This window comes from Pseudomonas sp. FG43 (assembly GCF_057809175.1).
This window is the reverse complement of the sequence record NZ_JBMDJL010000023.1, coordinates 96,006-115,646: the sequence shown is the minus strand read 5'-3', so window position 1 is coordinate 115,646 and position 19,641 is coordinate 96,006. Positions and strand designations below refer to the sequence as shown.

Below are 19,641 nucleotides of genomic sequence, written 5' to 3'. Positions count from 1 at the left end.
CCTATCAATACGATGACTGGGGTGAACAGCGCAGTATCACCGGCCCGGACGGGATTTCCCGGATTGCCGAAACGGATCCGATACGCAAGACCGTGCGTAACTGGGTGCAGAGCAGCGATACGCCAGCACAGATCAGTAACCTGACTGAAACCAAAAGCAACCGGTTCGGCAAACCCGAATGGTCCAGAACACTGGATGCTGCTGACATCCTTATAGGCCAGACGGATTATGCCTATGACGGCCTGGGGCGCTGTATCCAGAAAGTCGATGCGCTCAGACGCAGCACAAGCTTCGGTTACGACGCCCTGTCACGGGTCATCAGCACCACCCTCCCCGACCTGACCGTGATCGAAAAGGATTATGCGTTACACAGCAGCGATGCCTTGCCGACAAGAATCTGCGCCAGGCCAGACAAGGCAACAGAATCCATCCTGCTGGGTGAACAACGGTTCGATGGACTGAATCGCGCGACACACGTCAGCGTCGGCCCTCGTACCACCACCCTGGTCTACAAGGGCGGACAGATGCAGGTGGATGAATGCATCACTCCCGCCAGGCACTCCATTCATTATGAATACAGCCTGGGCCTGAGCGATCAGCCAGTGCGCACCATCGCCGAGAGTGAACAGGCCGACTTTACCTATGACTTCAAGACGGCCGCCTTGATGACCTCGCAAAACAGTCGCAGCCGCACCGAGTTCGATTACAACCTGAACGGCGGATTGAAAGCGGAACGCCGCGTGGAAGACGGAGTGACACGGGAAACCCTGCATACGGCTTCCTTTGGCGGACGGGCGTTGAGCCGCCAGGAGCCAGGCGGGCTGACGTCAGTCTATGAGTACGATCAGCTCGGCCGCGCCAGGTCAGTGAAACAGGGACAGTTGCAGGCCGGATTCACCTGGTCCAGCCTGGGTCGGTTGCAGAGTACTCTCACGACGGATACAGGCAGTGGCAACACGTTACAGACCAGCCTGCAATACAACGATCAGGGACAGGAAACCGAGCGTACCCTTGAACTGAGCGGCCACGATACCCGCACGATTACCCAGACATGGCGCAAGGACGGCAGGCTGACGTCCAGGCATCTGAAAACCGCCGACCGCTCATTGCTCGATGAAACCTTCGATTACGACGAACGCGGCCGCCTCGTGCTGCATGCCTGTACCGGAGAAACGCTGCCACAGGATCGTTATGGCAACGGGATCAGCGAACAACATTTCGATTTCGATGCGCTGGACAATATCACTGCAGTACTCAGCACCTTTATCGATGGCAGCACCGATCAGGCATTGTTCGGCTTTGCCATTGATGATCCGACGCAACTGGTCAGCATCACCCACACTCACCCGGACTACCCTGCCAGCATCACGCTGGATTACGACGCCGATGGCAATCTGTTGCACGACGAAAATGCTCAGCTACTGGCTTATGACACTCAGAGCCGCTTGCTGGGTGTAACAGCAACAGATGGCACAGCGGCAGCGCAATACCGCTATGACTCGCACAACCAGCTGGTTGGCGTCAGTCAAGGCAGTCAAATCGAGGCGCTGCGTTTCTATCAGGGCGAACGCTTGAGCAGCAGTATTCAGGGCAACGAAACCACCTGTTATCTGTATGGCGACAATCAACCGCTGGGGCAGCAGACCCTCGGCGATGGGGCAAAGACCCTGTTATTCATGACCGACGCCAAGCAAAGCCTGCTCGGCGAAAGCCAGCAGGCCGATCTGCGCACGGCGGTGTACAGCGCCTATGGGGAACGCAGCAGTGACGATGGCATGCGTAACCTGCTGGGCTTCAATGGTGAAGTGCGCGATGAGGTCAGCGGCTGGTATCTGCTGGGCCGTGGCTACCGAGCCTATAACCCGATACTGATGCGTTTCCATAGCCCCGACAGCCTCAGCCCGTTCGGCGCTGGCGGGCTCAACCCTTATGTCTATTGCCTGGGCGACCCGATCGGCTTCGTCGACCCCACCGGGCATATGTCCCGTGGTCTGTTTCTGGGGCTCAATATCGCAGGCCTGGTGCTGGGGATCATTGGCACCGTTGCGACCGGTGGAGTGGCTGCGCCGGCATTGACCATGCAGTTCGGCATGTTCGCGGTTGCCCAGACGGCGGGGGTTGCGGCGGTGGTGACAGGCGGGATCGGAGCTTATACCCCGGATACACAGGCCAAGAAAGTGCTGGGTATAACAAGCACTGTGCTGGGGATCATATCGACTCTGGCGGGTGCGGCGACCCTTTTTACGAAGGAGTCAAAGTGGTTTTCCGTCGGGATGTCAGAAGCAGCACCTGAGGGAGTAGCTCCTGTTGCAGCCTCCAGGGCTTCCGAAAGCCTTCCTGACCTCACAAACAACTTCAGAATGCAACAAAACCCTTTATATAACGGGGATAACGCCTTTCAATTTCCTGAATTAACCTTACCCGAAGGCACAAACGCAAACGTATTAGGTGTTCAACCTCCAGCCTCATTACCAGCTTCAACCAGTAATTCAATTTCAGCATCATTACCAGCCTCAACCAGAAGTTCCATTTCACCTCCACCTCCACCTCCACCCTCACCACCGCCAGCAGCAACACCATTGAGAGATTCCATCTCTGCTACAGCATCACTCTCCAGACGGGGAAGCACTAGCAGTACGACATTACAAGCTTCTCCGAGCACTACAGATCCAGACATTCCACCACTTCTCAAGTTCTTTCAAGCTAATGGCAGTAGGTTCGGAAGATTCTTGACATTTGAAAGTGCACCAAGCAGATTAGTTACCAACATCAGAGCACTAAGAGTCATATAAAAATCAAAATAACCAGTCAGCCCCGACCAAAAGTCGGGGCTGATCTCTCAAGCCACCAATGTCAACTCCTGCGGCCTGAACACCCTGTACGATAACCCTCCATCGAAACTCACTTCGATATATACCGCAAAGACTGCATTGAGTTTCAACTGTTCCAGAAACGAACGAACCAGCACGGCGTCGACTCTCTCTGCAACGATCTCACTTGAAGTTACCTCACGCGCCTTGAACATATCGAAGTACAGATCGCCCCCCGTATTCTTGTCCACTCCCTCTGCCCGCATATTCATCTTTTGCTTCTCGGCCATAAACACCCATGCCCGGGTGAAGAAGTCTGCTCCACCGGCGGGTACTGCAGAAAGACGAAGTGTCTCCGGTGTCCCGCTTGCCTGTTCGCATTGTGGCTGGGGAAACCGGGCATCGGGAATCGGCAGGATGGTCAGCAGGTACTTCCCGGACTCTTCAACCTTGCCACCCTGATGGGTCAAGGTGTAATACACCTCGACTTCTCTGCCTGAACCTATATTGCCGGGTACTGCGATAGCCGGTATTCCATACTCAAGACCACCCGCCGCGATGGGGGTAGTTGTGACGTGGCTGGCCTCGGGAGTAATACCGGCCCAGTAGACCGTGAGCAGGTCGGAGGGCTGCAGATCGATTTCCGAGGGGATGACCACCACGGCTCCATCCGTGACCAGCATCGGGTCCAGTGTTCCCTTGCCACCGCCAGCTGGCAGCGATTTCCTGACCGAAGGCATCAGCAACGGAATCGGCTGCGCATCAACGGTCAGCAGTGCGGCGCGAGACAATACACTGAGGTTTCCGGCCCGGTCCTGAACTTCATAGGTCGCATACCGCTGGCCATCGCCACCGGCAACAATCACATCGCCATCGATTGCGATGTCCAGGCTCATATCGGCCTGGCTCAGGGTCTTTTCACCCGCCAGCAGAGAGCCAACCGGTGCCTGCTCCCAATACCAACTGATGGTGTCGCCGGGCCGATGGGGGGAATAGGTGGGGACAGTGGCCGGAAGTGTATTGTTGTGCTCCTCCAGATAACGGGCCGTGACCCTGTTACCGATCAGATCGGGAAGAAAAGCCAGCGGGTCTTTATTGCCGGCAAGCGTGGCAGGAGTCCTGTCGATGGTAAGGGTGACGGGATCGGAGTCGTTAGTGTTGCCGGTTGAAAGCGTGACCTTGTAAAACAACTGGTGCGTACCTTCAATCAATTCAGCCAGAGGAATCTCCGCAAACAGAGTGTCTGGATCAGTGATGGGCGTCGTGAATGTCTTTACAGCCACTTCCCGGCCATCCCAGTTCAGCACGACCCTTTCATTGCGGCCCGGTGCTGGATCGCTTCCGCCCCATAAGGGAAATGTCACTTTCAGGTCTCTTTGCAATGCCGCCAGAGGCAGAAGATTGGTTTCTCCTCCCGGAATGTCCGGTAAAGTCTCTGGCACTACTGGCGGGCTCAAGTTCGCTAAAAAATCAGTCGCATCCATATCGCGTTTCTCCCATATAACCTGCCAGGGAATATAATCGGCCACACCCCTTGCGCGCAGACACGCAAGTTGTCGGCCTCACACTTCATGGTTTGGGTTCTGGCGGCGGCACTACGCACGTTAGATCCTCACCCGGGATAAGAAGCGAAACATACTGCTTCGCAGGCATTGGATTAGCCGGGACAGGCGTACCACCGCCCGCGGGTGTTACGGTATAAGTAACTTCCGTAAACCCCCTTTTGATCGGCAAGATATGATCAACATAGGGTTCCACAAGAAACAGGAAACCATTGTCCACCTCCTCCTGCTTCAACGGCGGATGAACATGGGTAAATCGGGTAGCAGGAATGGCCGTGGTGCCATCGAGCTCATACCCCTGCCATACCGCAATCACCTCATCACCGACGGCTAGGTCTTTATCTGCTGGAATCTGCACCCTGAAACCAAACTTTGCAGTCGGATCGTTATAATCTTCCGAGCGCAGGGAAATGCATGAAAGCGTCCCGTTGCCCAGATCATCCACGAAGACATCGGGAAAAGTGGCAGGCTCGAAACTGATCCGCAAGACATCGACATTGACTGGCGTAGGAGGAGAACTCTGGGGGTTATTGCCGTTATCACTGTTGATGGTGTAATACATCGGCAGTGCCGGGTTATTGGCCTGGGGTTCAATGGCTGTCCAGGGAATGGTAAAACTGATCGGGTCCCCTGGTTTTTCATTTGCTACCGTGAACTCATACACCGGAGTTTCCTGAGTGCCCCAATACAGTTTCAATACCTCAGTAGGCAATACAGGCGTATATAACGTCGTGGTTGCATTAATGTCCTTACCGTCGTCGGAGGGTGTAAGGTGATCCTGCCCACCATCGGCCCCGGTCAGATGCACTTGCGCAAGTGTCGGATTAACGGGGTCGGGCTCATCGGGATTCCCCGGGCCAATGGTCGAAAAGTCAACATCGATACCCAGAGTCAAGGGTGCATCGGGGAATAACAGCGTCCCACGACTGACCTGGTAACTGACCTCCAAAGGTTTTTCGCCAGGCCCCAGATACTCAGCCTTCAGAGTCCCCCAAGGCACAGTGACATACACATCACGAGGCATGGACCCAGGCTCAACAGGAGCCAGATCAGTTCCACCCCATTTCACTCGAACAAGCGTACTTGCAGGATTATTGAACGCAGGAACAAGCACGGTGACACCCATATGCGCATCGGCCAGGTCCACCAATGGCCCTAATGGAACCTCCGGTGGCTGAAGATCGGCAGGCAGCGCCCCCAGCTGCACATCCACTACAGTAATCTGGGAAACGGCACTCACATTTCCGGCCTTGTCTGTCAACCAGTACACAGCCAGCGTAGGGCCATTGACCTTGTCTTCGATAAAGGATTTCTGGATAGGAATTTTCCGGTCCGCCGGGATCACCACCGGGCCGAAAGCTGGGTTCGGAGCGTTAGGCGAATCTGGCATTCCCGGCCCCCAATACACCACGACTTGGTCCTCGTCGGTAATCCCTGGATAGTCCGGCAGCGTACAGACAAACTCAGTCACTCCCCCCGCAAAAGTCTCGTCAGTAATAAAGTCTGCCGGGACAATCAATGCCGTGGGGAATGCAAGGGCTGGATCCGGATTGAAATAAGGCGGAGTCCTGTCAATCGTAATAGTGAGAGGACTGGAACTGTTATTAGTCCCTTCGTTTGTAAAAATTTCGTATGCAATCGTGAATACACCCTCATGAGGGATATTATCATGCGGAATATTCTTCTCCAGCGGAAAATCAGTTGCGTCCAGCGGCCCCATGAATCGCTTTGAATTGACATAAATGATATAATCCTCACTATTAGTGAGTGTTAAAACAACATCTACATAACCCGTACTGACAATCGGAAGATGCCAATAAGGAATTTGCACATCAAGATCACCCACTAAATCCTTGACACGGAGTAACCCCGGCGGCAAGCCTGCAATAATAGCGCTTACCAGCGCAGGATCAAGCAAGGCATCCGGTGAGGGATTACCTCCCCCTCTCTTCACCTGTGAACGCATATACTCGCGACGCTTCTGTATGCCTTCCGCAATTTTATGAGCATTCGACATTTCACTCTCCTTGAGTTCAACAAAAAACCTGTATACATAAGGCGAGCAGGAATGATTCGTTCAAGAGCGGCCGAGCCTCCTGTTAACACCGCCCCTGCTCGAACACCATTAAACGCCCCCCGTGAAGAGTTGGATACTGTCAGAACTGCCAGTACCCGGCAGATGAATTAAACCTTCCGATATTCGTTTCACGAATAAAAAAGGGAAGCTTTCGCTTCCCTCATGATCCATGACAACCCTTACCAGTTATAACGCAACCCTATATTGGCACCCCACGGCTGCTCAAGTTTCTTGCCATTGCTGTAATCGAAATCGGCATGCAGTTGCAGGCGATCCGACATTGAAACGGCAATACCGGCACCCAGTTCACCTCGCGCCCCGGAAAGATCATTATTGAAGTCGTTGCCATTGATCTTTACACCATTGTCCTGAGAAAACTCATGCACGTAAGCGGCACGAATATAAGGCTGGGCAATCCGGCCCTCGCCCAGATCGAAATCACGACCTGCCGTAGCACCCAGCTTGCCGACCAGTGACCGGGTATCATCACCTTCAGCCCGCATGCCGTTGTCCAGAGAATAATCCTTGCCCTCAACCATCAAGCCTGCCAGTTGCGTGTAAGGCTCGACGAAATAGCCATCATCGAGCTTGATATGCTTGCCGAACTCGACGGAAGCCCCCACACCACTGTTGTCGTAATCGCCCTTCGACTCGGAACCATCACTCAGGCTGACATCGGCTTCATTACGAAAGCGGTTGAGCTTGAGAACACCGTCAAAGTAGTAGCCGCTGTCCTGATCGAGCCAGGTCGTATAAGCGCCGACATAGTAGCTGTTGACCTGCCCGGTGGTACCGCGATCAAGGTTCAGGTCCGACTTGCTGTAACCACCCAGCAGACCGACCAGCCACTGCCCGTCACCCCATGGCAATGGGGCATCGGCACCAAAGGAAAGCCCTTGTTGTGTCTGTTTGTAACCGACATCGGACGCGGCCTTGGCGTCAAACTTGTTGCCATAGGTACGAATCCAGCCGCCTGGCTGCCCGCCCTTGAAACGCAACTCACCCATACGGCTGCGCAGGGTGGACAACTCGCCATACCACACAGTAGGCGCCGTATTGAACAATGCCAGTACCGCGCCAGTGCTCGAACTGACCTTGCCGGTATTGACCAGATACCAGTCGTTACCACCTTGCTGGCTGAGTTCATAAGTGTAGGTGCCCATATCTACCGGCCCGTTGAGCAACGAGAACTGTGCGTCACCACTGGCGGTATGCACCACATGCATGGACGAGTCGGCAAGCGGATCGGAACCGGTCGCCCCCACCAGCAAGGAGTGATTGCCGGTTGCAGTACCAGTCACATCGAGAAAGTCGACTTTGCCCTGGGAGAAATCGGCGTCCATGACAAAGGTGCCATTACCTGACAGATTGCCCACCGACAACCTGTAGAACGCATCCGGCTCACCCATCTTGATGAAGCCGCCATCCATGGTCAGGTTGCTGACCGTGGAGTCTTCAACCATCACCCACCTCGCAGCACTATTGATCGCCAGGCTGCTGAGGTTTTCAAGACGGCCCGTCAGAACGGAGTTATTGGAGAGTGCAACATTTGCAGTACTGCCCGCTTCAGCGATCACGTCGCCCGTCAGGGTGCTCTGGTCCAGGCTCAAATCCAGCTTGCCACTGTCAGTGACCTGAACATTTCCCGCAAGCGCACTGCCTGATACATCCATTGTGGCCGTAGCGCCATTGACCTCGAGAATATTCCCGTTCCCCCCCGTCAGACTTGAGCCGTTCTTTACAATGATGTTCGTCAAGTCAGTGCTGCCAAAAGGGGGATCAACAACGATTGCAGCACCTGTCTGCCCAATGACCTGGCTGTTGTCCAGTTCGATGAAAGGATTACCAGGGCCCGAAACATCACGACTTTGAGTGACGTTGATACCGTTTACGGCCCCGGAAATGACCGTACCGTTAGTGGCCCTCAACTCCCCGTTGAACATGTGAACCCCAACGCCATTGGCACCCGTGCCACTGACCTGACTTCCCGAGAGCGTCACAGTGCTCCCTGCCAACATATCAATGCCTATTTCATTTGCGCTCACGATAGTGCCATTCATCAGCGCATTGGCGGCAGTTACGCGCATGCCAATAAGTGCATTTGCCCCCCCGATACTGCCGCCAATGAAGTTCCCTGCACCGCCCAGAAAACTGATGGCAATACCTAAGATAGCCCCCTCACCCGTCACCTGCGTATCCGTAAAGTTCAGCGCACCGCCGTGCTCCACTCTTATGTAAGTAGCCTTGGCACCATCGGCATTAAGCACCCCTCCATTCATGACAAACCACTCAGTCTTATAGTAAGTGCTATCGATATACCTGGGGCCTCCAATAACGGTTTCCGCCAGAGCGGCACCATGATAGCCAAATAACACCAACGGAGTAATCCACAGTGTTCGCAATACTCTGCCTGAAGCAGCAGACTTCGACGAATTATAAAAAAACATGACTTATTCCTTCGTTTTATAAAAGCGACAACGACAATGCGTACGTCATCAACGGCGCCGAAGAATAACAATACAAAACCTATAATCATGTAGGACCTTTCCTAGAGGAATGTAGCCTTATTCCCACGAACAAAAGATAAATAAACGATGAAGAGCCAATCAATTCACAATAAAAAAAGCAGGCTTATCCCTTTCAAGAATAACTAAATCATTTCATTAACATTCTCTTCCTAGATTCATACAAGCTATTCAAATCAGCGATAAAGCACTTGTACATCACGACCTGGGACACGATGGAATTAGTTGTAAAGCTGCCTTTACAGTCAAATGATCATTTCCATCAAAATACTTCTTCAGGACAAGAATACAGCCCGTTTCCCAAACAGAGTACTAGGAGATACTGGCACTTGAGCCTTAGAATCACCCACCCGATACTGCCGACCGATTTCTGCGAATGCCGACCTGCACCCTTTACCCCTTGCGCTATTCATCTGACCCTGCTGAATACTTCAAACGGGTCCGTCACGCACCGGGCGCCGTGTTGCTGGACAGTGGTCGTCCTGAGGCGGATCGCGGAAGGTTTGATCTGCTCAGCGCATGGCCGCTGGAGCATCTGGTTGTAGAGCCAGGTGAATCCGGTACGGCGTTTCTGCAACGGTTGCGCGACGGCCTTGAGCGTCTGGGCGTTGCACAATTGCCCTATGACAGCGAACTGCCCTTTGCGGGTGGGTTGATCGGCTATCTGGGCTATGACTTCGGTCGTCGCCTTGAGCCGTTACCAACCCTGGCTATCGATGACCTGCAACTGCCGGATGCTCGCCTGGGCCTGTATGCCTGGGCGGTGATCAGTGATCATCAGGCAGGCACCACGCAACTGGTCTGTCACCCTGCACTGCCGGAATCTGAACGCTTGCGGTTGCTGGAGCTGTTTCAGCAGCCGGGCAGCGACTCGGTCCCGAGCGAGTTCCGCTTGAGCAGCCCTTTCCAGGCCGACCTCAGCGCACTGGATTACCGCACAGCCATTACCCGTATTCAGGACTACATCCAGGCGGGTGACTGTTATCAGGTCAACTTTGCCCAGCGCTTTCAGACTCGCTGCGAAGGCGACTCATGGACTGCCTACTGCGCTCTGCGCGAAGCATGCCCAACGCCGTTTTCCGGCTACCAGTCATTGCCCGACGGCGATGCGATCCTGAGCCTGTCGCCGGAGCGCTTCGTCAAAGTCAGCCATCGGGAAGTCGAAACCCGCCCGATCAAAGGCACCCGCCCACGGGGTCGCGATGCAATCGAAGATGAGGCCTATGCGCAGGAACTGCTTTCAAGCATCAAGGACCGCGCCGAAAACCTGATGATCGTCGATTTGTTACGTAACGATCTGGGCCGCAGTTGCACCACCGGTTCAGTGAAAGTGCCGGAGCTGTTCAGCCTGGAAAGCTACCCGAATGTGCATCACCTGGTCAGCAGCGTGACTGGCGAACTGGCGGCAGACAAGGATGCTCTGGACTTGATCGCTGGCAGCTTCCCCGGCGGCTCGATTACCGGTGCCCCAAAGATCCGCGCCATGCAGATCATCGACGAACTTGAGCCCACACGCCGCGCCTTGTACTGCGGCTCGCTGATGTACCTGGATGTGCGCGGTGAACTGGACAGCTCCATCGCCATCCGCAGCCTGCTGGTGAAAGACGGCAGCATTTCCTGCTGGGGTGGCGGTGGAATCGTGGCAGACTCCGATTGGGAGTCGGAGTATCAGGAGTCTTTTACCAAGGTGCGGGTGTTGCTCAGGACACTGGAGAACTTTATTCGCGACTGAAGTCGCTCCTACGGTATGTGCAGGAGCGACTTCATTCGCGAATGGATCTACAGCGACAGATCCCGGTTCGAGGCCTTGATGAATTCCTTTTTCAGGTCTTCAAAGGTATGCACCGCCGGGAACTGCGGGAATTCGCGAATGACGTTTTCCGGGGCATGGAACAGGATGCCTGCATCGGCCTCGCCCAGCATGGTGGTGTCGTTGTAGGAATCGCCAGCAGCGATGATGCGGTAATACAGGCTCTTGAAAGCCAGTACCGACTGACGCTTCGGGTCTTTCTGACGCAACTGGTAGCTGACGACGCGATCCGTCTCGTCGGTGATCAGTCGATGGCACAACAAGGTCGGAAAACCCAGTTGGCGCATCAGCGGCTGGGAAAACTCGTAGAAAGTATCCGACAGAATCACCACCTGGAAACGCTCGCGCAGCCAGTCGACGAATTCGACCGCGCCGTCCAGCGGCTTGAGGGTGCCGATCACTTCCTGGATATCCGACAGCTTCAGGCCATGCTCATCGAGGATGCGCAGCCGCTGCTTCATCAGCACGTCATAGTCGGGAATATCCCGAGTGGTCGCACGCAGCGATTCGATGCCGGTTTTTTCGGCAAAGGCAATCCAGATTTCCGGGACCAGCACCCCTTCCAGGTCGAGACAGGCAATTTCCACAGAACACTCCTCAATGGGATTTCAAGATCAAGCGAAGCGGCACTCTAGAGTCTGTTGCCATTTCAGCGCAAGCCGTACTGGCACAAACCCAGAACACGTCAGACAGGCCATTGAGCGATGGATTTTGTTACCATTGCCGCCATCACGAGCGCTTAAGCGCCACTCTTGTACCTAGGAAGCCGCCTGATGAGCCAACCCTTCGACGTCGCTGAACTCGCCGCGACGTATGCCAACAAGTCTGCTCAGGACATTCTGAAACTGGCCTTCGCACATTTCGGTGACGAGCTGTGGATCTCCTTCAGCGGTGCCGAAGATGTGGTGCTGGTGGACATGGCCTGGAAGCTGAACAAGAACGTCAAGGTGTTCAGCCTGGATACCGGTCGCCTGCATCCAGAGACTTATCGCTTCATCGAGCAGGTCCGCGAGCATTACAGGATCGATATCGAACTGATCTCCCCGGACCAGCAAAAGCTTGAGCCTTTCGTCAAGGAAAAGGGCCTGTTCAGCTTCTACAAGGACGGTCATGGCGAATGCTGTGGCGTTCGCAAGATCGAACCCCTGCGCCGCAAGCTGTCAGACGTCAAGGCCTGGGCCACCGGCCAGCGTCGCGACCAGAGCCCTGGCACCCGGAGCGCGGTAGCCGCCCTGGAAGTCGACAGCGCCTTCTCGACGCCCGAACGCACGCTGTACAAGTTCAACCCTCTGGCACAGATGAGCAGCGAAGAAATCTGGGGCTATATCCGCATGCTTGAGCTGCCTTACAACAGCCTGCACGAACGCGGTTTCATCAGTATTGGCTGCGAGCCCTGCACGCGCCCGGTATTGCCGAACCAGCACGAACGTGAAGGCCGCTGGTGGTGGGAAGAGGCGACGCAGAAGGAATGCGGGTTGCACGCCGGGAATCTGATTACCAAGGGTTGATGGTCGTTTCGCGGATGAATCCGCTCCTACACAGATTGCGTGGGAGCGGATTCATCCGCGATAGACATCAATGCACAGGCAGTTCCACACCCTCGAACAGCTCTTCCAGCTCCTGTTTGTTGTGGCAGTGAATCGCCTTGGCCATGACTTCGCGAGTCAGGTGCGGGGCAAACTTCTCGATGAAGTCGCACATGAAGCCACGCAGGAAAGTACCGCGACGGAAAGCAATCTTGGTGATGCTTGACTCGAACAGGTCGCTGGCATCAAGAATGACCAGGTCACTGTCGAGCTCTTCATCCACTGCCATCCTGGCAACGATACCGACCCCCAGATTCAGGCGCACATAAGTCTTGATCACGTCTGCGTCCGCCGCCGTGAAAACGACCTTGGGCACCAGCCCGCGGTGGCTGAATGCTTCATCAAGCTTGGAGCGCCCGGTGAACCCGAATACATAAGTCACGATCGGGTATTCGGCCAGCAGCTCCAGGGTCAGCTTGGGTACCTTGGTCAGGGGATGGCCCTGAGGCACCACTACACAGCGGTTCCAGCGGTAGCACGGCATCATGACCAGATCACCGAACTGCTCCAGCGCTTCGGTAGCAATGGCGAAGTCAACGGTCCCGTCAGCCGCCATTTCCCCGATCTGCATCGGTGACCCCTGGTGCATGTGCAATGCAACGTCCGGGTATTGCTTGATGAAATTACTGATGACAGGCGGTAAGGCATAACGCGCCTGGGTATGGGTGGTTGCGATCGACAAGGTGCCCTTTTTCTCGTTGGAGAATTCCTGGGCAATTTGCTTGATGCTTTCGACCTTGCGCAGAATCTCGCCAGCAGTGGTGATAATGCGTTCACCGGCTGGCGTGACCCGTGTCAGGTGCTTGCCGCTGCGGGCAAAAACTTCGACCCCCAACTCGTCCTCAAGCAAGCGTATCTGCTTGCTGATGCCGGGCTGCGAGGTGTAAAGGCTCTGTGCCGTCGCGGAAACGTTGAGGTCGTGGTGCGCCACTTCCCAAATGTAGCGCAATTGTTGGAGCTTCATATGTATCCCTCAAAGCAGATAAACCCTAGGGGTATCAGCGACGGTATATAACTGGATTAATGGTCTGGTGAATAACGCTAGAACTTTTTATCACCTTTGAGAGGTAATCGCACGCTCGATTTCACTTAAACCATCATTTACACCCCCACCCTACCCCCGTCCTCTGTTCTGCATCATGGGCACCATGTAAACCGGTACATCAGAAAGCTGTAAAACCCTGGCGGCCGTACGACCTATCGGCGCGCCCTCTTTCGCCATATGGCTATGACTACCTAGCACCAGCAAGTCCACTGCCAGCTCGCGTGTCTGCTCAAGGATCACATTGCATGGCTCCCCTTGAACGACCCTCACTGCGCGGATGAAAGACAGGTCTTTATGACCTTCTCCTAGTTCTTCACGAAACCCGTCGAGCATCCTTTGCTCTATTCCATCCATGAATGTACTCACGCCCTTGCCGTGAAGGTCCTTCAACGCATCCTCCCCCAGGTAGCTCTGCAATACCGACTCGGCGAACAGACCCATGGGCTCGACAACATGAATGACGTAAAGGCCGGCATTGAACGTTCGAGCCATTGCCAGCGCATGTTGCACCACGTAAGGCGCATACAGACCGAGGTCTGTGGCATACAGGATCGAACGAATCATATAACCTCCCGAACAACCGGAATGACGGAGATTGATTCAGCTTAGCAGCGCACCCAAGACTACGAATACGGCTTATTGCGCCTTGTGCTGTCAAAGCTTTATTTCATTACTGATGCCGTGGGGAACATGGCCGGTAGCTACAACCTCCCGGGCCTTTTCGCAATGGCCGGGCTGATCGTCGAAGAAGACATCGGCCGCGAACGCTTCAAGAAAAGCAGACTTCTGCAAACCACCCAGAAACAGCGACTCGTCCAGACGAATGTCCCACTCGCGCAGGGTGCGGATCACCCGCTCGTGGGCCGGAGCAGAGCGGGCCGTGACCAGGGCCGTACGAATCGGGCAGTTTTCCTCGGGAAACTCGCGCTGCAACAGGTTAAGCGCTGCCAGAAACGGCTTGAAAGGTCCGCCGCGCAAAGGCTCACGCGCCGACTCGCGTTCACTGGCCTGAAAGGCCGCCAGCCCGCCGGTCTGGTAGATGCGCTCGGACTCGTCGGAAAACAGCACCGCATCGCCGTCGAACGCGATTCGCAACTCGGCACTGGCCGCCCGCCGTGCGCCACCGGAAAGAATGGTTGCCGCAGCGAATCCGGCATCCAGAGCGCTGCGTACGTCCTCGGCATGGGTTGAAAGAAACAGGTGGCAGCCAAACGCCGCCAGATAAGGATAGGGACTGCGCCCGCCGACAAAAGCGGCACGGGTGATATCCAGCCCGTAATGCTGAATCGAATTGAAGACCCGCAACCCGGTATCGGCGCTGTTGCGCGAAACGAGTATGACCTCGACCCGCGCCTTGCTGAGGCTGGCGTTGAGACTCAGCAGCTTTTCCACCAGCAGATAAGCGTCGCCCTGCTCCAGCACTTCGTCTTCATGATCGATCTGATACTGGCGATAGGCTTCGACCCCGTCCGCCATATACACCGCATGGCTTTCACGCAGATCGAACAGTGCCCGCGAGGAAATCGCCAGCACCAGTTTATGCTCATCACGGTCTGCCATGATCGCCTCCTTGTTGACTGATCGAATCAAACGTTTCGACGTCCGATGAACGCCAGAGACTGATAGAGCACCCTGACCCGCGACATGTCGTATCCAGCCTCCAGCGCGGCGGCCAGCGGCCTGGCATAGATGGCCTCCAGCTCCAGCGGTCGCCCCTCGACGAAGTCGTGGTGCATGCTGGGTTTGTAATCCGGCATTTTCCCGGTCACCTCGAACAGTTGACGAGCATACCCTTCGGGCAGGACATAGCCACAAGCCTCGGCGCCCTGCACCACCTCATCCATCAATGCCTTGATCAGTTCACGACTGCAAGGATCGACCATCAATGGCGTAGTGCTGGTCTGCAACAGGGCAGACAAACCGTTATAGGGCACATTCCAGACCAGCTTCTGCCAGCGGGCCTGCTGCAGATCGGCCATGGCATGGGATTCGACTCCTGCCCTCTGAAAAAGCGCCGTACATTCTTCGACCACTGCCTGACGGCTTTCCTGATCAACGGCCGGGCCACTGTGATACCCGACACTCACGGCACCAAAAGCCTGATGGGTCACAACCCCGGGCTGCGCACGATGCACGCAGATAAAACACAAACCACCCAGGAGGTGCAGACTCTCGGGCAGCAAGGGCCGCAACTGATCCTCCACTCCCAGGCCATTCTGCAAAAGCAGGACTTTGGCTCCCGGCGCCGCAGCCCGGGCAATGACAGGCGCAAGGCCGCCATTGCCGGTACTTTTGGTGCCCACCAGCAACCAGTCGCAAGGCGGCATGTCTGCAACGGAGCAATAAGCCTGGACCGGATTGAGCGACAGATCACCATGCACCGCACTGTTCACCTGCAGGCCGTTGCGAACCACTGCATTGAATTCACTGCGCAACAGGAAATGCACGTCAAAACCGGCACGCGCCAGCATCAGGCCATAAAAACCACCAATAGCACCGGTGCCGATAATGCCGATCCTTGGTCGTTGCGTATCACGGGTCATACTCATCCTCTCAATATCGTCTGCCTCATGGCAGTTCTGATTGTCCGCACACTATCCGATGCATGCCGACCGGTTGCAAATTCACGGCGAGAGCAAGCGGCTATCCTTGCTTCAAGTACTGTCTTTATTACAGCCCGACAGCCTCAAAGCCACGTTTACCCATTGTCGAGCAACAGGGTAACGCGCTAAGGTTCGGCTCCCCGATACGCTCAACCATGCTGAGCACCGCCGCAAGAAACACTGCGTGCGGCCAATACCCGTGACCTGATGAGTAACACGATGGCTGATTTACCGATTGACGACCTCAACGTTGCATCCAACGAGACTCTGATCACGCCGGATCAACTCAAGCACGAAATTCCTCTTACCGAGAAAGCCCTGCACACTGTAAGCCAGGGCCGGGAAGTGATCCGCAACATTCTCGACGGCAAGGATCATCGCCTGTTCATCGTGATCGGGCCATGCTCGATTCATGATCTGAAGGCAGCAAAAGAATACGCCGCACGCCTCAAGACTCTGGCTGCCGAACTTTCGGACACCCTGTATCTGGTCATGCGCGTGTATTTCGAGAAGCCACGTACCACCGTCGGCTGGAAAGGCCTGATCAACGATCCGTACCTGGATGACTCCTTCAAGATCCAGGATGGCTTGCACATCGGCCGTCAATTGCTGCTGGACCTCGCGGAAATGGGCCTGCCAACCGCTACCGAAGCGCTGGACCCGATCTCCCCGCAATACCTGCAAGACCTGATCAGCTGGTCTGCCATCGGCGCCCGCACGACCGAATCCCAGACCCACCGCGAAATGGCTTCCGGCCTGTCGTCGGCCGTGGGCTTCAAGAACGGCACGGATGGCGGCCTGACGGTTGCAATCAACGCCCTGCAATCGGTTTCCAGCCCGCATCGCTTCCTGGGTATCAACCAGGAAGGCGGCGTTTCCATCGTGACCACCAAGGGCAATGCCTATGGTCACGTGGTACTGCGCGGCGGCAACGGCAAGCCGAACTATGACTCGGTCAGCGTCGCTCTTTGCGAGCAGGCACTGAACAAGGCGAATATCCGTCCGAACATCATGGTCGATTGCAGCCACGCCAACTCCAACAAGGACCCTGCCCTGCAACCTCTGGTCATGGAGAACGTCGCCAACCAGATTCTGGAAGGCAACGAGTCGATCATCGGCCTGATGGTGGAAAGCCACCTGAACTGGGGTTGCCAGGCCATTCCCAAAGACCTGTCGGAACTGCAATACGGCGTATCGATCACCGATGCCTGTATCGACTGGGAAAGCACCGAAAAAACCCTGCGCAGCATGCATGCCAAGCTCAAGGGTGTACTGCCAGCCCGCAATCGCGGTTAACGGTCACGCACCAACGAAAACGCCGGGCATATGCCCGGCGTTTTTCATAGTGCTGGATGTGCCTTCAGATCTTGGCAGCCTGGCGGTGGTGGCGCTCCATGTAGCGCTCAACATACGAGCAGGATGCAATCACGGTGTACCCCATGCTGTCGGCATAATTGAGCGCCTGTTCGGTCAGGGCAGCCGCAATGCCCCTGCCACGCAGCTCGTCCGGCACGAAGGTCCGGTAGAAATCCAGGGTCTGTTTTCCCAGGTCCATATAGGTCAGGTAGGCACGATGACCTTCAACGTTGACTTCAAATTGATGGCCAGTCTTATCATGGTGGATGGACAACGCCTCGCTCATCACTACTCCTCGCGGGTCTTGGATTTTGACCCCTACCTTACCGATGTTTTTCCGGCGAAGGAATATCTACGCCACCCCGTGCCTGCCTGGACACCGAGAAAAGAATTGCAGATCTCCAACAAACAGCACCTCCAAATAGTAGGCGTCCTTACAGAAGATGCTCAAGCCTATCGATCATAAAATGCATGTTCGACCCAATATTTACGGGCACGGTTGAACCAGTCCTCGCCGGATGTTGTCGATTGAGACGTCCATGAACATTGAAAGTCACCGCAGTCCTTTTAGATAACGAGCCTGCTCAAGAGCAAGGCGCGACATTGGACATGAAGTGGCCGATATGAAGCCACAGCACCCGGATTCCGGGTCATGGCGGCACGTGTCTTCTTGAGCCAGGCGTTCGTCAGAGCCACTGTCCCACGCTGACGCGGCAAAGTGGATAGTTTTTATACAGATTGCATGAGAAGTAGTACGGAACACTTTCAAAGCCAAGAATTTTATCCCTTCTTGCGCTTCGTCAGTTTACTTACTACAAACAATGGGTACTATGTACGCCGGTCATTTTCTCACTTTCGAGAGATGACTAATTTGAAGAAAAGTCCTTGAAGGGGAACACGATGAACAACGTTCTGAAATTCTCTGCTCTGGCTCTGGCCGCAGTTCTGGCCACCGGTTGCAGCAGCGTCTCCAAAGAAACCGAAGCTCGTCTGACAGCTACCGAAGACGCAGCAGCTCGTTCGCAAGCACGTGCCGACGAAGCCTATCGCAAGGCTGACGAAGCTCTGGCTGCTGCTCAAAAAGCTCAGCAAACTGCTGACGAAGCCAACGAGCGCGCTCTGCGCATGCTGGACAAAGCTAGCCGCAAGTAATAATCCCTCGGGATTGTTGAAAAGGCTGACCCGTTCGCACGGGTCAGCCTTTTTATTGCCTGCGATTCAGTATGCAGGCCTTGACCAGCCCGCTCAGGCTGGCCAGGACTCAAGACAGCTTATTGAAAGATCACCGGGGCTTCGGCAGCCGCTGGCGCAGTGCCCGGAACCGCGATCTCGACCGGCATGCCATCTTCGGCAGCGACCACATCACGCACCAGATCCCAGTTCATGCGCAGGTTGTTGGCCAGATCCTCACGCTTGAGCAAGGCATTGATGACGCCAGTGTGCTTGTCGACCACTGACGGATTGCCCTGATCGTCCAGCGGAGTGTGGGCTTCCAGATACACCTTGCCGCCACTGATACCGAACTTGTAGGGCTCGCTGATGATTCGCACCGTCGTGCCCACCGGCGCCATGTCTGCCAGCTCCAGTACGTTGTTGTTGTACATGCGGAAGCAGCCATGGCTGGTGCGCATGCCGATGCCGAACTTCTTGTTCGAGCCATGGATCAGGTAACCGGACATGCCCAGCCCGAACTTGAACGGCCCCAGAGGGTTATCGGGACCGGCAGGCACGACGCTGGGCAGGATGTCGCCATCGGCCGCGTGCTCGGCGCGAATCGACGCCGGCGGTGTCCAGGTCGGGTTCGGCGTCTTGGCGATCACCTTGGTCACACCGATCGGCGACCCCCAGCCTTCGCGCCCCACTCCCAGAGGATAGGTATGTACAACGTTCTGGCCCTTGGGGTAGTAGTACATGCGGTATTCGGCCAGATTGATGACGATACCTTCACGCGGACCCGGCGGCAGAATGAAGCGGGTCGGCAACACGATATCGGTGCCAGCGCCCGGCAACCATGGATCGACGCCAGGGTTGGCCGCGATCATCTCCAGATAACCCAGGTCGTACTTTGTGCCGATATCGGCAAAGGTATCCTCGTAGCGAGCCTTGATCACCTGAACCTGCCCGATGATGTCCTCTCCAGGCGCAGGCAATGGAAACTCCAGTGCATTGACAGAGCTGGCCACACAGAGAGCAGCAAGCGACAGACAGCGGGTAACGGCTGGAATGCGCGACAACATCCGGGGAAATCCTTCGGCTAAACGGCGAAT

At 55.6% G+C, this 19,641-nt stretch carries 15 protein-coding genes; 5 read left to right on the top strand and 10 right to left on the bottom strand.

Annotated features, from left to right (window positions below):
- Positions 1–2,792: RHS repeat-associated core domain-containing protein (locus ACODS3_RS22905; RefSeq protein WP_489036401.1), on the top strand; the 2,792-nt coding region annotated here is incomplete at its 5' end.
- Between the two features lie 47 nt (positions 2,793–2,839).
- On the opposite strand, the gene ACODS3_RS22900 is transcribed toward ACODS3_RS22905, so the two are convergent.
- From ACODS3_RS22900 to ACODS3_RS22890, 3 genes are all read right to left on the bottom strand, one after another.
- The gene (locus ACODS3_RS22900; protein ID WP_489036400.1) at positions 2,840–4,252 is read right to left on the bottom strand and encodes a hypothetical protein; all 1,413 of its coding nucleotides are present in this window, start codon (positions 4,250–4,252) and stop codon (positions 2,840–2,842) included.
- A 127-nt stretch (positions 4,253–4,379) separates the two neighbouring features.
- Positions 4,380–6,389 carry a hypothetical protein gene (locus tag ACODS3_RS22895; protein ID WP_201020595.1) on the bottom strand — a complete coding sequence of 670 codons (2,010 nt, stop codon included), beginning with the start codon at positions 6,387–6,389 and terminating at the stop codon, positions 4,380–4,382.
- A 239-nt stretch (positions 6,390–6,628) separates the two neighbouring features.
- On the bottom strand, positions 6,629–8,896 hold the full coding sequence (locus ACODS3_RS22890) for an autotransporter outer membrane beta-barrel domain-containing protein (protein WP_489036398.1): 2,268 nt from the start codon (positions 8,894–8,896) through the stop codon (positions 6,629–6,631).
- A 454-nt stretch (positions 8,897–9,350) separates the two neighbouring features.
- Here ACODS3_RS22890 and pabB point away from each other — a divergent pair, with 454 nt between their 5' ends.
- Positions 9,351–10,706 carry an aminodeoxychorismate synthase component I gene (pabB, locus tag ACODS3_RS22885; RefSeq protein ID WP_201020597.1) on the top strand — a complete coding sequence of 452 codons (1,356 nt, stop codon included), beginning with the start codon at positions 9,351–9,353 and terminating at the stop codon, positions 10,704–10,706.
- Between the two features lie 47 nt (positions 10,707–10,753).
- Here pabB and thrH read toward each other — a convergent pair whose 3' ends face one another.
- The gene (thrH, locus tag ACODS3_RS22880) at positions 10,754–11,371 is read right to left on the bottom strand and encodes a bifunctional phosphoserine phosphatase/homoserine phosphotransferase ThrH (protein ID WP_201002440.1); all 618 of its coding nucleotides are present in this window, start codon (positions 11,369–11,371) and stop codon (positions 10,754–10,756) included.
- Between the two features lie 186 nt (positions 11,372–11,557).
- On the opposite strand from thrH, the gene ACODS3_RS22875 reads away from it, so the two are divergent.
- A complete protein-coding gene (locus ACODS3_RS22875; protein WP_201020598.1) occupies positions 11,558–12,292 on the top strand; it encodes a phosphoadenylyl-sulfate reductase in 735 nt (244 codons plus the stop codon).
- A 67-nt stretch (positions 12,293–12,359) separates the two neighbouring features.
- Here the strand turns inward: ACODS3_RS22875 and cysB are convergent, their stop codons facing one another.
- The 4 genes from cysB to ACODS3_RS22855 all read right to left on the bottom strand — a co-directional run bounded on the left by cysB (position 12,360) and on the right by ACODS3_RS22855 (position 15,958).
- Entirely contained in the window at positions 12,360–13,334 is a 975-nt protein-coding gene (gene cysB, locus ACODS3_RS22870; protein ID WP_201002444.1) for an HTH-type transcriptional regulator CysB, read from the bottom strand.
- A gap of 150 nt (positions 13,335–13,484) precedes the next feature.
- Positions 13,485–13,979: a universal stress protein gene (locus ACODS3_RS22865; RefSeq protein ID WP_201020599.1), complete on the bottom strand. Its 495-nt coding sequence runs from the start codon at positions 13,977–13,979 to the stop codon at positions 13,485–13,487.
- Positions 13,980–14,069: 90 nt separating this feature from the next.
- The gene (locus ACODS3_RS22860) at positions 14,070–14,975 is read right to left on the bottom strand and encodes a 5'-nucleotidase (protein WP_201020600.1); all 906 of its coding nucleotides are present in this window, start codon (positions 14,973–14,975) and stop codon (positions 14,070–14,072) included.
- A gap of 26 nt (positions 14,976–15,001) precedes the next feature.
- A complete protein-coding gene (locus ACODS3_RS22855; RefSeq protein WP_201002451.1) occupies positions 15,002–15,958 on the bottom strand; it encodes a putative 2-dehydropantoate 2-reductase in 957 nt (318 codons plus the stop codon).
- Between the two features lie 279 nt (positions 15,959–16,237).
- Here ACODS3_RS22855 and ACODS3_RS22850 point away from each other — a divergent pair, with 279 nt between their 5' ends.
- Positions 16,238–17,314, top strand: coding sequence for a 3-deoxy-7-phosphoheptulonate synthase (locus tag ACODS3_RS22850; protein WP_201002453.1), 1,077 nt, complete (start codon positions 16,238–16,240; stop codon positions 17,312–17,314).
- Positions 17,315–17,378: 64 nt separating this feature from the next.
- Here the strand turns inward: ACODS3_RS22850 and ACODS3_RS22845 are convergent, their stop codons facing one another.
- The gene (locus tag ACODS3_RS22845) at positions 17,379–17,660 is read right to left on the bottom strand and encodes a GNAT family N-acetyltransferase (RefSeq protein ID WP_201002454.1); all 282 of its coding nucleotides are present in this window, start codon (positions 17,658–17,660) and stop codon (positions 17,379–17,381) included.
- 614 nt (positions 17,661–18,274) lie between these two features.
- Here ACODS3_RS22845 and oprI point away from each other — a divergent pair.
- Positions 18,275–18,526 carry an outer membrane lipoprotei OprI gene (gene oprI / locus ACODS3_RS22840; RefSeq protein WP_002553018.1) on the top strand — a complete coding sequence of 84 codons (252 nt, stop codon included), beginning with the start codon at positions 18,275–18,277 and terminating at the stop codon, positions 18,524–18,526.
- A gap of 119 nt (positions 18,527–18,645) precedes the next feature.
- Here the strand turns inward: oprI and ACODS3_RS22835 are convergent, their stop codons facing one another.
- A complete protein-coding gene (locus ACODS3_RS22835; RefSeq protein ID WP_201020601.1) occupies positions 18,646–19,611 on the bottom strand; it encodes a L,D-transpeptidase family protein in 966 nt (321 codons plus the stop codon).
- Positions 19,612–19,641: the final 30 nt, after the last annotated feature.

What these genes read in the sequence shown, in the direction of transcription:
- cysB (WP_201002444.1), bottom strand. Translation starts at nt 13,334, where the DNA reads ATGAAGCTCCAACAATTGCGCTACATTTGGGAAGTGGCGCACCACGAC.
- ACODS3_RS22895 (WP_201020595.1), bottom strand. Translation starts at nt 6,389, where the DNA reads ATGTCGAATGCTCATAAAATTGCGGAAGGCATACAGAAGCGTCGCGAG.
- pabB (WP_201020597.1), top strand. Translation starts at nt 9,351, where the DNA reads ATGCCGACCTGCACCCTTTACCCCTTGCGCTATTCATCTGACCCTGCT.
- ACODS3_RS22890 (WP_489036398.1), bottom strand. Translation starts at nt 8,896, where the DNA reads ATGTTTTTTTATAATTCGTCGAAGTCTGCTGCTTCAGGCAGAGTATTG.
- ACODS3_RS22845 (WP_201002454.1), bottom strand. Translation starts at nt 17,660, where the DNA reads ATGAGCGAGGCGTTGTCCATCCACCATGATAAGACTGGCCATCAATTT.
- ACODS3_RS22865 (WP_201020599.1), bottom strand. Translation starts at nt 13,979, where the DNA reads ATGATTCGTTCGATCCTGTATGCCACAGACCTCGGTCTGTATGCGCCT.
- ACODS3_RS22835 (WP_201020601.1), bottom strand. Translation starts at nt 19,611, where the DNA reads ATGTTGTCGCGCATTCCAGCCGTTACCCGCTGTCTGTCGCTTGCTGCT.
- oprI (WP_002553018.1), top strand. Translation starts at nt 18,275, where the DNA reads ATGAACAACGTTCTGAAATTCTCTGCTCTGGCTCTGGCCGCAGTTCTG.
- ACODS3_RS22850 (WP_201002453.1), top strand. Translation starts at nt 16,238, where the DNA reads ATGGCTGATTTACCGATTGACGACCTCAACGTTGCATCCAACGAGACT.
- ACODS3_RS22875 (WP_201020598.1), top strand. Translation starts at nt 11,558, where the DNA reads ATGAGCCAACCCTTCGACGTCGCTGAACTCGCCGCGACGTATGCCAAC.
- ACODS3_RS22860 (WP_201020600.1), bottom strand. Translation starts at nt 14,975, where the DNA reads ATGGCAGACCGTGATGAGCATAAACTGGTGCTGGCGATTTCCTCGCGG.
- ACODS3_RS22855 (WP_201002451.1), bottom strand. Translation starts at nt 15,958, where the DNA reads ATGACCCGTGATACGCAACGACCAAGGATCGGCATTATCGGCACCGGT.